This window comes from Pseudomonas sp. NMS19W (assembly GCF_051554255.1).
Taxonomy (GTDB): domain Bacteria; phylum Pseudomonadota; class Gammaproteobacteria; order Pseudomonadales; family Pseudomonadaceae; genus Aquipseudomonas; species Aquipseudomonas kribbensis.
In genome coordinates this window covers 1040754-1053475 of record NZ_CP136718.1, presented here as the reverse complement: position 1 = coordinate 1053475, position 12722 = coordinate 1040754, and the positions used below count along the sequence as shown (strand labels likewise).

Here is a 12722-nt window from a genome sequence, read left to right as displayed (position 1 = left end):
GAATTGTTTCAATGCGCTGGTTGCTTGCCCTGTTCTGCCTGTCGTTCGTCACAGTCTCCCAAGCGTCATTCGTGACCACCGTGACGCCTTCGAACACCCCAATGATCGAAAAAATCCTGGTGCTCAAATCGGCGCATCAACTGCAATTGATCGCTAACGGCAAACCCATCAAGACCTATCGCATCTCTCTGGGCAAGGGCGCCAAGAAAGGCCCGAAACTGATTGAGGGCGACAAACGTACACCTGAAGGCCTCTACTGGATCGACTGGCGCAAGGTCAGCGAAAAATTCAATCTGGCCATGCACATCTCCTACCCGAACATCAGCGATTCGGCGCGCGCCCGGCGTGAAGGCGTAGAACCCGGCGGGATGATCATGATCCACGGCACGCCGGACTCGGAAGAAACCCCCGAAGACCTGTTCCACACTCTGGACTGGACCGACGGCTGCATTGCCATGCGCAACATGGACATGCGTGAAGTCTGGGGCCTGGTGCCGGACGGCACGATGATCGAAATCCGCCCGTAACGACCAACCACTGGTCACCTTCAAAAAATAATTCAAGAGATCGCAGTTTTCGTCAGCACCTGCCGGAGTGATACCACTCCGATCACAGGCGCTGTCACAGGCTGCGATTTTTTGCTTTTTGCAGCCCACCTTTAATACCACTTCAAAGCACCCTACTCACACCCCTAATGTTATGGGTTTCGGGCCAGTCCACCGCGTTGACATGGTATTCAAGTGGTATTAATTTCCGCCCGAAAGCGAGCCACAACAATCCTATACTCGCGCCGGAAATGACCTACATGAACGACCTCCACGCCCTACGTCCGGATGACTCTCAGCCTACGCCGCTGTACCTACAACTGGCGCGCAATCTGGAATCGGCGATCCATGCCGGGCAGTGGAAAGCCGAGCAGGCGATGCCTTCCGAGCGCAATCTCAGCGAACAACTGGGCATTTCCCGCGTCACTGCGCGCAAGGCGCTGGAAGTCCTGCTCGATCAAGGTTTGATTCGCCGCCTGCAAGGCTCCGGCACCTTCATCACTCCGCGCCTTGAACAACCGCTGTCACGTCTGTCGGGCTTCAGCGAAATGCTCCGTCTCAAGGGCTTCGTGCCCAGCTCGCAATGGCTGGAGCGGGAAATCACCCTGCCGACCCACGAAGAATTGATCCGCCTCGGCCTGTCGCCGAACGACAAGGTCGCGCGCATGAAACGCCTGCGCAAGGCCGACGACACGGTGATGGCCATCGAGATGAGCACCCTGCCCGCCTCGATCATGCCCAAGCCGCAAGTAGTGGGCGATTCGCTCTACGAACACCTCGACAGCATCGGTAAACCCATCGTGCGCGCCCTGCAGCACATCCAGGCGATCAACGCCTCGGACGAGTTCGCCGCGCTGGTCGGCATCGCCCCCGGCACCGCGATGCTGCTGATGACCCGGGTCGGCTACCTGGAAGACAACACGCCGATCGAAGTCACCGACACCTATTGCCGCAACGACTACTACGACTTTGTTGCAGAGCTGCGCCGCTGACCGGCAGCCAGGCCAAACGAGAGAAGCGAAATGTCCGAAGACAACATCCTCACCGCTGACGGCTGGATTCGCGGCCGGCTGATCCACGAACACGGCAGAGTCGTGTCCATCGAAGGCGTGCCCTGCGATCCGGCGGACAACGACCTGCCTTACCTGCTGCCGGGTTTCATCGACCTGCACGTTCACGGCGGTGGCGGCAAAGACATCATGGAAGGCACCAGCGCCTTCGAGACCATCACTCGAACCCACGTGCGCTTCGGCACCACTTCGCTGCTGGCCACCACCATGACCGCGCCAAGTGCCGAGATTGCCAGCGTGCTCAAGGATGTCGGCGAGTTCTGCGAACAGCGTCCGAAAGGCGCCGCCCGGGTCCTCGGCGTTCACCTCGAAGGCCCGTACATCAATCCCGGCAAACTCGGCGCGCAACCGAATTTCGCCCATACCGCGCTGATGGCCGAGGTAGAAGAATATCTGGCACTGGCACCGATCCGGGTGATCACCATCGCCCCGGAAATCGCCGGCCACGACGGTTTGATTCGTGAACTGAGCCGCCGGGGCATCCGCATGCAGATCGGCCACACCCTCGGCAGTTACGAAGAAGGTGTCGCCGCTCTCGAGGCCGGCGCCACCAGTTTCACCCACTTGTACAACGCCATGAGCCCGCTGCATCACCGCGAACCGGGCATCGTCGGTGCGGCGCTGGCCCACGCCAAGTTCGCTGAACTGATCCCGGACTTGCTGCACGTGCACCCCGGCGCGATCCGCGTGGCCCTGCGCTCGATTCCGTGCCTGTATTGCGTCACCGATTCGACCGCCGCCGCCGGCATGCCTGACGGCGAGTACAAGCTCGGCAGCCACACCGTCACCAAATGCCTGGGCGGCGTGCGCCTGCCGGACGGCACGCTGGCCGGTAGCACCCTGACCATGGATCAGGCCCTGCGCAATCTGGTGAAGATCGGTCTGCCGATCGCCGAGGCCTCGCAACGTCTTTCGCAATTCCCCGCCGACTACCTCGGCATCACCGAACGCGGGCGCATTGCACCTGGCGCCTGGGCCGACTGCGTGCGGCTGGATCGCTCACTCACACTGACCGCCGTCATGGTCGAAGGAGAAGACATTGACTTCAAAAATGCTTGAGGAGGCGCTGTCCTCGTTCGAGGCCGTGCAAGCCCAACTGCAACAGCTCGATGCTTCGATGATCGAGATCGCCGGGCGCCTGCGCCGTCAGCCGCCGCAAGTGGCGATGACCGTCGCCCGTGGCAGTTCCGATCATGCGGCGTGCTACTTCGCCTACCTGACCATGCAGCAACTGGGTATTCCGGTGGCGTCGCTGCCGATGTCGGTGGTGACCATGCAACAGGCGCCATTGAAAGTCAGCGGTCAGGTCGCGTTCGCATTTTCCCAGTCGGGCCAGAGCCCGGATCTGGTCAACAGCCTGCGTCTGCTGCGCAAGCGTGGCGCCTTGAGCGTGTCGATGGTCAACGCCTCCGATTCGCCGCTGGAGGCTGCGTGCGAATTCAGCCTGCCGCTGCTGGCCGGCACCGAAAGCAGTGTCGCCGCGACCAAAAGCTTTATTGCCACCCTCAGCGCCAGCGCCCGCCTGATCGCCCACTGGAAAGAAGACAGCGAATTGCTGGAGGCACACAACGCCCTGCCCGAAGGCTTGCGCGACGCCGCGCAACAGGACTGGAGTCCGGCCATCGACGCCCTGCGTGATTGCGAACGCCTGATGGTAATCGGCCGTGGCGCCGGTTTTGCCATCGCCCAGGAAGCCGCGCTGAAATTCAAGGAAACCTCGGCGATCCAGGCCGAAGCCTTCAGCAGTGCCGAAGTGCGTCACGGCCCGATGGCGCTGATCGACGAAAATTACCCTTTGCTGGTGTTCGCCCCACGCGGTGCCGAGCAGGCCGGTCTGCTGAGCCTGGCGGCAGAAATGCGTCAGCGTGGAGCCCGCGTATTGCTGGCGGCGCCGGACGATGTGCTCGAACGCGACCTGACCCTGAGCCGTGCCGAACACCCGGCGCTCGATCCGATTCTGGCAATCCAGAGTTTCTACGTAATGGCCGCCAACCTGGCCGTGGCCCGTGGCATGGACCCGGACCAGCCGCGTCACCTGAGCAAAGTCACCCGTACGCACTGAGTCCGAACCGAACGTTTTCTTGATGAGACCGAGCCATGCACAACAACAATAAAGAGCTGACTTTAAGCGCCCCGCTCAACGGCCCGGTGCTCACGCTCGCCAAAGTTCCGGACGCGGTGTTCGCCAGCGGCGCGATGGGCGACGGCATTGCCATCGATCCGCTGAACGATACCCTGTACTCGCCTTGCGCCGGGGTCGTGATCCACGTCGCCCGCACCGGCCACGCCCTGACCGTGCGTGCCGACAACGGCGCGGAAATTCTCCTGCACCTGGGGCTCGACACGGTCGAGTTGCAGGGCGAAGGTTTCTCGATGCTGGTCAAGGAAGGCACGCGGGTCAGCAGTGGCCAGCCATTGCTGCGCTATGACCTGGACAAGGTCGGCCGTCAGTGCAAAAGCCTGGTCAGCCTGTTGATCCTGACCAACAGCCAGGACTTCCAGGCGCGTCCCATCACTCTGAAAACGGTGAAGGTCGGCGAGCCGCTGCTGCACATCGTCGCTCGTCGCAGCGTTGCGGCGAACATAGATGAACTCGGCGGTCCGGAAGTTCACGGTCATGTGCGGGTCGCCCACCGTGGCGGTCTGCATGCACGTCCGGCGGCGTTGATTCGCCAGACCGCGCAAGGTTTCAAGAGTCAGTCGCAGCTGCATTTCGCCGGCAAATCGGCGCCGTGCAACAGCCTCATCGGTTTGATGGGCCTGGCGATTGGCGAACAGGACGAAGTGCAAGTCAGTTGCCAGGGTTCCGACGCGCAAGCGGCGTTGCAAGCCTTGCTCACTGCCTTGGCCACCGCCCTGCCGGAGGATCATCACGCCGCTGCACCGGTTGCTGCCGCTCCACGCAATCGCCCGGCCGAGGTCGGCGTGTTGCACGGTGTTTGCGCTGCACCGGGTCTGGTCGGCGGGCCGCTGTTTCGCCTGAACGCGATCAGCCTGCCGACGGACACAGGCAATCATCAGCCCGAGCAACAATTGCAGATCCTCGACACGGCGCTGAATCAGGTTCGCAGTGAAATCGACGGAACCCTCGCCCAGGCGAAAAAACAGCGCAATGCCGACGAAGAAGCGATCTTCGCCGCGCATCTGGCATTGCTGGAAGACCCGGCCCTGCTCGACGCTGCGCAGCAATCGATTGAAACCGGCACTGCGGCGACTCACGCCTGGAGCCAATCAATCGACACGCAATGCGAAGTGCTGCAAAACACCGGCAGCCCATTGCTGGCCGAGCGTGCCAACGATCTGCGCGATTTGAAACAACGGGTTCTGCGCGCGCTGCTCGGTGAAGCCTGGCATTACGAAGTGCCGGCCGGTGCCATCGTCGCCGCTCACGAACTGACACCGTCGGACCTGCTGCAACTGAGCGCTCAAGGTGTTGCCGGCTTGTGCATGGCCGAGGGTGGCGCGACTTCCCACGTGGCGATTCTGGCCCGGGGCAAAGGCCTGCCGTGCATGGTCGCACTGGGCTCGGCGCTGCTTGATCAAACGCAAGGCCAATCGGTGGTGCTCGATGCCGACGGCGGACGCCTCGAACTGACGCCGAATGCCGAGCGCCTGGCCGAAGTCCAACAAGCGCAAATCGACCGTCAGCAACGTCGCGAAGCCCAGCAAGCCCAGGCCCATCTGCCGGCGGAAACCCGCAACGGCGTGGCCATCGAAGTGGTCGCCAATGTCGCCTCCAGCCATGAAGCGGCGGATGCGTTTGCCAACGGCGCCGATGGCGTCGGCCTGCTGCGCACCGAGTTCCTGTTCGTTGATCGCCACACCGCTCCGGACGTCGAAGAGCAGCGCGCCGCCTATCAAGCGGTGATCGATGCCATGGGCGACAAATCGGTGATCATCCGCACAATCGACGTCGGTGGCGACAAACAACTCGACTATCTGCCGCTGCCAGTGGAGGCCAACCCGGTGCTCGGTCTGCGCGGTATTCGCCTGGCCCAGGCCCGTCCGGAAATCCTCGATCAGCAACTGCGCGCCCTGCTGCAAGTCAGCCCGCTGCAGCGCTGCCGGATCCTGCTGCCGATGGTCACCGAGGTCGACGAACTGCTGCACATCCGCCAGCGGGTCGATGCGCTGTGCCTGGAACTAGGCATCAATCAACGTCCTGAAATCGGCGTGATGATCGAAGTCCCGGCCGCTGCGCTGCAGGCCGAACAACTGGCCGAACACGCCGACTTCCTGTCCATCGGCACCAACGACCTGTCGCAATACACCCTGGCCATGGACCGCGACCACGCCGGCCTCGCCGCACGGGTCGATGCCCTGCACCCGGCGCTGCTGCGCCTGATCGCCATGACCTGCGAAGGCGCGGCGGTGCACAAGCGTTGGGTCGGCGTGTGCGGCGCCCTGGCTTCCGATCCGCTGGCGACGCCCGTGTTGATCGGCCTGGGCGTGACCGAACTGTCGGTGAGCCCGGTACAGATCGGCGAAATCAAGGATCGCGTGCGCCAGCTGCACGAAGCCGAATGCCAACGCCTCGCCCGGGACTTGCTCAAGTTGAGCGGCGCCGCTGCGGTGCGTCACGCCTGTCATCAACATTGGCCTCTGCGCTAACAACAACAAAAAGGACGACCGCCATGTACCAACTCTTCATCGAAGGCCTGCAACGTCTCGGCCGGGCGCTGATGCTGCCGATCGCGATACTGCCGATTGCCGGCCTGCTGCTGCGCCTGGGCGACACTGACCTGCTGAACATCGCGATCATCCACGACGCCGGTCAGGTGATCTTCGCCAACCTGGCGATGATCTTCGCCATCGGTATCGCGGTCGGCTTCGCCAAGGACAACAACGGCACTGCAGGTCTGGCCGGGGTGATCGGTTACCTGGTGATGATCTCCACGCTCAAGGTGCTCGACGCGAGTATCAACATGGGCATGCTCGCCGGGATCGTCAGCGGCCTGATGGCCGGCGCGCTGTACAACCGCTTCAAGGACATCAAGCTGCCGGAATACCTGGCGTTCTTCGGCGGTCGGCGCTTTGTGCCGATCGTCACCGGTTTTGCAGCGGTGGGCCTGGGCGTGGTGTTCGGCTACATCTGGCCGCCGATCCAGCACGGCATCAACAGCTTCGGCAGCCTGATGATGGAAAGCGGCAGCTTCGGCGCCTTTGTCTTCGGCGTATTCAACCGCCTGCTGATCGTCACCGGCCTGCACCACATCCTCAACAACATGGCGTGGTTCGTGTTCGGCAACTTCACCGACCCGACCACCGGCGCCTTGGTCACCGGCGACCTTTCACGCTACTTCGCAGGTGATCCGAAGGGCGGCCAGTTCATGACCGGCATGTTCCCGATGATGATCTTCGGCCTCCCTGCCGCCTGCCTGGCGATGTACCGCAATGCCCTGCCGGAACGACGCAAGGTGATGGGCGGGATCTTCCTGTCGATGGCCCTGACCTCGTTCCTGACCGGCGTCACCGAACCCATCGAATTCGCCTTCATGTTCCTGGCACCGTTGCTGTATCTGGTGCATGCGCTGCTGACCGGCCTGTCGATGGCGATCACCAACGCCTTGAACATTCATCTGGGCTTCACCTTCTCCGGCGGCTTCATCGACATGGTGCTCGGCTGGGGCAAGTCCACCAACGGCTGGCTGGTGATCCCGGTGGGTCTGGCCTATGCGGTCATCTATTACGCGGTGTTCGATTTCTGTATCCGCCGCTTCAACCTGAAAACGCCGGGGCGTGAAGACATTGCTACCGCCGACAAAGCGGTTTTGACTGAAAACGAACGTGCCGGGGCTTACATCAAGGCGCTCGGTGGTGCGGAAAATCTGGTGACTGTCGGCGCATGCACTACGCGTCTGCGACTGGAAATGGTTGATCGCAACAAAGCGTCGGATACCGACTTGAAAGCGCTGGGTGCCATGGCCGTTGTGCGTCCGGGCAAGGGTGGGAGTTTGCAGGTGGTTGTCGGGCCGATGGCCGACAGCATTGCCGATGAGATTCGCCTGGCGATGCCGGCATTGGGGCGGTCCGTAGTGGCTGCTCCTGTTGCCGCCGTCGAAACCAGCGAACCCGTAACGGTAGCCACACCGTTGGCACAGCAATGGCTGACCGCTCTGGGCGGCAGCGACAACGTGCTGCAACTGGACTGCATCGCCATGAGCCGGATTCGCCTGCAACTGGCCGATGGCAAGGCGCTGTCGGAAACACGATTGAAAGAACTGGGGTGCCTGGGTGTGAGCGCGCTGGAGGATGGCGTTTGGCACTTGCTGGTGGGTGAGCGGGCGCAGAGCTTGAGTGCGGCGTTGGAGGGGTTGGTTAATCGGAGTGAGGTGAGTGCGAAGGTTTAGGTCCACCACTCAACACGATGAGCGTTAGCTCGAGTAAGGCTCTTGATCTTTTGGCCCCATCGGAAGGCTGAGTGGAGGGATTGATCCGGGGGTGGGAGCGCAGCGACCGTGCGGCGAAGCCGCATGCATCGAGAGGAGGTGCAGCGAAGCAAACCGTAGGCGATGCCCCCGGATGAATACCGGAACGAAGGAACACCGAGCCAAAGCGAGGTGCCGAACGCAGGGGCAAGCCTTTTTGGTTACTTTTGAGGCGTTTGTCAAAAGTGACCCGCCGTAAGGGCGGAACCATAATCCGCAACACCCGAAGAAACGGATATTCACTCAATCCCAAGCCCCAACCCCAAAAACCAAAAAACCCGCTGAAATCACTCTCAGCGGGTTTCCCATTTCAGCAGCCAAGGAGGATCAAAAATCCTCCAACCGCCAAACCTCATAAGCCGGCGTCTCGTAAGGATGGCTAGCCTTCAAAGCCGCCACCACCCCACGAATCAACTCATCGCCAACGACAAGCTCGACCTTCCACTCCTCGACCCGCTCAACCCGCCCCGTCTCGCCAATGAACGGCTGACTGCCATCCAGAGGCCGAAACTGGCCCAGACCAAGCACCTGCCAGGCACAGTGGTCATAGTCACCGATCCGTCCGCCACCGGCAGCGAATACAGCGTCCTTGACCACCTCGACATGGCTGTCGGGAACAAAAAACGCGAGCTTGTACACAGCGCTTAGTTCACCCACACACGAGCGTTACGGAACATACGCATCCATGGAGCGTCTTCGTTCCAGTCTTCCGAACGCCACGAGTTCTGCACGGCGCGGAACACACGCTCCGGGTGCGGCATCATGATGGTTACGCGACCGTCGCGGCTGGTGAGGCCGGTGATCCCGCGCGGCGAACCGTTCGGGTTGGCCGGGTAGGCTTCGGTGACCTTGCCGTGGTTGTCGACGAAACGCATCGCCACGCAACCGGACAGGTCGGCTTCGAGCAGTGCCTCTTCGCTTTCGAATTCGGCATGGCCTTCACCGTGCGCGATGGCGATCGGCATGCGCGAACCGGCCATGCCCTGCAGGAAGATCGAGTTCGATTCCTGGATCTGCACCATCGCCACGCGCGCTTCGAACTGCTCGGAGCGGTTGCGCACGAAGTGCGGCCAGAACTCGCTGCCCGGGATCAGCTCGTGCAGGTTGGACATCATCTGGCAACCGTTGCACACGCCGAGGGTGAAGCTGTCGTTACGCTCGAAGAAGCCCTGGAACGCATCGCGGGCACGGCTGTTGAACAGTGCAGACTTGGCCCAGCCTTCACCGGCGCCCAGAACGTCGCCGTAGGAGAAACCACCGCAGGCCACCAGACCTTTGAACTCGTTCAGGTCGACACGGCCGGCCAGAATGTCGCTCATGTGCACGTCGATCGCGTTGAAACCGGCGCGGTCGAACGCGGCCGCCATTTCCACCTGACCGTTGACGCCCTGCTCACGCAGCACGGCAACCTGTGGGCGAATGCCTTTCTTGATGTAAGGCGCGGCGATGTCCTGGTTGACGTCGTAGCTCAGCTTGACGCTCAGGCCCGGGTTGTCTTCTTCCAGCAGCGCATCGAACTCTTGCTCGGCGCAGTCGGCGTTGTCGCGCAGACGCTGGATCTGGTAGCTGGTCTCGGCCCACTGACGTTGCAGCAGACGACGCTGGCCTTCGAACACGGTGTCACCGTTGAAGGTGATGTTGATCTGGCCGTTGTTGATCGGCTGACCGATCACGGAAACGCAGTCGCCCAGACCGGCCGCGCTGAATTGCGCGAGGATGTCCGGGGTGGCGTCCTGGCGAACCTGGATCACCGCACCCAGTTCTTCGTTGAACAGGATGGCGGCGATTTCAGCGGCGTTTTCCGCAACGCTGTCGAGGTTCAGGCTCAGACCGCAGTGGCCGGCGAAGGCCATTTCCACCACGGAGGTCAGCAGACCACCGTCGGAACGGTCGTGGTACGCCAGCAGGTGACCGTCGGCGTTGAGGCCCTGAATCACGGCGAAGAAGGCTTTCAGGTCTTCGGCGTCATCGACGTCCGGAGCCTGCTTGCCGAGCTTGCCGTGAACCTGGGCGAGGATCGAGGCGCCCATGCGGTTCTGGCCGCGGCCGAGGTCGATCAGGATCAGGTCGGTGGTGCCCTTGTCCATGCGCAGTTCCGGGGTCAGGGTCTGACGGATGTCAGCCACTGGCGCGAAACCGGTCACGATCAGGGACATCGGCGAGGTAACGGTCTTGTCTTCGCCGTTGTCGTTCCAGCGAGTAGCCATGGACATGGAGTCCTTGCCTACCGGAATGGTCAGGCCCAGCTCGGGGCACAGTTCCATGCCGACCGCTTTCACGGTGTCGTACAGACGCGCGTCTTCGCCCGGATGGCCGGCAGCGGACATCCAGTTCGCCGACAGTTTGATGTCGGAGAGCTTGTTGATGCGCGAGGCGGCAATGTTGGTCAGGGTTTCGCCGATGGCCATGCGGCCCGACGCCGGAGCGTCCAGCAGCGCCAGCGGAGTGCGCTCGCCCATCGCCATCGCTTCACCGGTGTAGACGTCGAAACTGGTGGCGGTGACGGCCACGTCGGCCACCGGAACCTGCCATGGGCCGACCATCTGGTCACGGGCCACGAGGCCGGTGATGGTGCGGTCGCCGATGGTGATCAGGAAGCTTTTGCTCGCCACGGCCGGGTGATGCAGGACGCGCTCGATGGAATCGGCGATGTCGAGGTTCGACGGATCGAAGTCATCGCCCAGCTCGGCTTCGCGAACCACCGAACGGTGCATGCGCGGCGCCTTGCCCAGCAACACTTCCAGTGGCATGTCCACCGGGTTGTTGCCGAAGTGACTGTCGGTCACGGTCAGTTGCGGCTCGGCGGTGGCTTCACCGACGACGGCAAACGGGCAACGCTCGCGTTCGCAGATCGCCTTGAAGCGCTCGAAGTCGGCCGGGCCGACTGCCAGAACGTAACGTTCCTGAGATTCGTTGGACCAGATTTCGTGCGGGGCCATGCCCGGCTCGTCGTTTGGAATGTTGCGCAGTTCGAAACGGCCACCGCGGTCGCCGTCGTTGACCAGTTCCGGGAAGGCGTTGGACAGACCGCCCGCGCCCACGTCGTGGATGAAGCTGATCGGGTTCTTGTCTCCGAGCTGCCAGCAACGGTCGATGACTTCCTGGCAGCGACGTTCCATTTCAGGGTTTTCACGCTGCACGGAAGCGAAGTCCAGATCTGCCGAGCTGGTGCCGGTGGCCATGGAGGAAGCAGCGCCGCCGCCCAGACCGATCAGCATTGCCGGGCCGCCGAGGACGATCAGCTTCGAGCCGACGACGATCTCGCCTTTCTTGACGTGCTCTTCACGGATGTTGCCCATGCCGCCAGCCAGCATGATCGGCTTGTGGTAACCGCGAACTTCGTCACCGTGCGGGGTGGTGATCGACTGTTCGAAGGTACGGAAGTAGCCGGTCAGGGCCGGACGGCCGAATTCGTTGTTGAACGCGGCGCCGCCCAGCGGGCCTTCGATCATGATGTCCAGCGCATTGACGATGCGCTCAGGCTTGCCGTACGGCACTTCCCACGGCTGTTCGAAGCCCGGGATCTGCAGGTTCGACACGGTGAAACCGGTCAGGCCGGCCTTCGGCTTGGCGCCACGACCGGTTGCGCCTTCGTCGCGGATCTCGCCACCGGAACCGGTGGACGCGCCCGGGAACGGAGCGATCGCGGTCGGGTGGTTGTGGGTTTCGACCTTCATCAGGATGTGCACCGGCTCCTGCACCGCGCCGTACTGGCGGGTTTCCGGATCCGGGAAGAAGCGGCCGGCAACGTTGCCGACGATCACCGAAGCGTTGTCCTTGTAAGCGGACAGCACGCCTTCGCTGTGCATCTGATAGGTGTTCTTGATCATGCCGAACAGGCTTTTTCCTGGCTCTCGCCGTCAATATCCCAACTGGCGTTGAAGATCTTGTGGCGGCAGTGCTCGGAGTTGGCCTGGGCGAACATCATCAGTTCGATGTCGTGCGGGTTGCGCTTGAGACCGTTGAAGGCGTTGACCAGGTAGTCGATCTCGTCTTCGGCCAGGGCCAGGCCCAGCTCGACGTTGGCCTTCTCCAGCGCGGCGCGACCACCGCCGAGGATGTCGATGGCGGTCAGCGGCTTCGGCTCGGCGTGGCTGAACAGACCGGCAGCCTGTTCGAGGTTGCCCAGAACGATCTGGGTCATGCGGTCATGCAGTACGTCGGCGATCTGCTGCGCCTGGGCGTCGCTGAACTGACCGGCCACATAGAACGCGATACCGCGCTCCAGGCGCTGGATCTTGCTCAGGCCGCAGTTGCGGGCGATGTCGCTGGCCTTGCTCGACCATGGCGAGATGGTGCCGAAACGCGGCAACACCAGGAACAGACGACCGGTCGGCTCTTGTACCGGAACGCTTGGACCGTACTTCAGAAGGCGCGCAAGCACCTGCTGTTCGTCGCCGGTCAGGACGCCGGTGACTTCGGCGAAGTGAGCGAATTCAGCATACAGGCCACTGACAGCTGGAACCTTCTGGCTCAGTTGCTCAAGGAGTTTGCTGTGGCGAAAGGCAGAAAGGGCAGGAGCGCCGCGCAGGATCAACATCTTCGGGACAGCCTCGGGAAGGGGTGTGCTTTGAGGCCGTGCATTCTAGCCTAAACCGCCCTCAACATCACCCGAAACGCTACGCACGGTTGCACTCGGACCACAATCTGTGTTTCTGCCTCTGAAGTCAAATTTAGAG

Annotated in this window: 7 protein-coding genes and 1 pseudogene; 6 read left to right on the top strand and 2 right to left on the bottom strand. The window is 62.3% G+C overall.

The genetic code is table 11. The annotated features are described in order from the left end of the window. The first annotated feature begins 11 nt into the window (after nt 1-11). The 6 genes from R1A29_RS04620 to nagE all read left to right on the top strand — a co-directional run bounded on the left by R1A29_RS04620 (nt 12) and on the right by nagE (nt 7965). A complete protein-coding gene (locus tag R1A29_RS04620) occupies nt 12-527 on the top strand; it encodes a L,D-transpeptidase family protein (protein ID WP_260522322.1) in 516 nt (171 codons plus the stop codon). A gap of 278 nt (nt 528-805) precedes the next feature. Continuing rightward, on the top strand, nt 806-1537 hold the full coding sequence (locus R1A29_RS04615; protein WP_438300781.1) for a GntR family transcriptional regulator: 732 nt from the start codon (nt 806-808) through the stop codon (nt 1535-1537). A gap of 30 nt (nt 1538-1567) precedes the next feature. After that, a complete protein-coding gene (nagA, locus tag R1A29_RS04610; protein WP_438300780.1) occupies nt 1568-2674 on the top strand; it encodes an N-acetylglucosamine-6-phosphate deacetylase in 1107 nt (368 codons plus the stop codon). After that, entirely contained in the window at nt 2655-3677 is a 1023-nt protein-coding gene (locus R1A29_RS04605; protein ID WP_438300779.1) for an SIS domain-containing protein, read from the top strand. The genes nagA and R1A29_RS04605 overlap by 20 nt, the downstream gene beginning before the upstream one ends. Nucleotides 3678-3712: 35 nt before the next feature. Continuing rightward, entirely contained in the window at nt 3713-6226 is a 2514-nt protein-coding gene (gene ptsP, locus R1A29_RS04600) for a phosphoenolpyruvate--protein phosphotransferase (RefSeq protein ID WP_438300778.1), read from the top strand. Nucleotides 6227-6249: 23 nt separating this feature from the next. Next, nucleotides 6250-7965, top strand: coding sequence for an N-acetylglucosamine-specific PTS transporter subunit IIBC (nagE, locus tag R1A29_RS04595; RefSeq protein WP_438300777.1), 1716 nt, complete (start codon nt 6250-6252; stop codon nt 7963-7965). A gap of 405 nt (nt 7966-8370) precedes the next feature. Here the strand turns inward: nagE and R1A29_RS04590 are convergent, their stop codons facing one another. Together R1A29_RS04590 and purL are read right to left on the bottom strand one after the other, a co-directional pair. Then, nucleotides 8371-8682 (bottom strand): NGG1p interacting factor NIF3, encoded by a 312-nt coding sequence (locus R1A29_RS04590; protein ID WP_438300776.1) that lies wholly within the window; start codon nt 8680-8682, stop codon nt 8371-8373. A 5-nt stretch (nt 8683-8687) separates the two neighbouring features. Then, nucleotides 8688-12583, bottom strand: a pseudogene (gene purL, locus R1A29_RS04585) (phosphoribosylformylglycinamidine synthase). Nucleotides 12584-12722 lie beyond the last annotated feature (139 nt).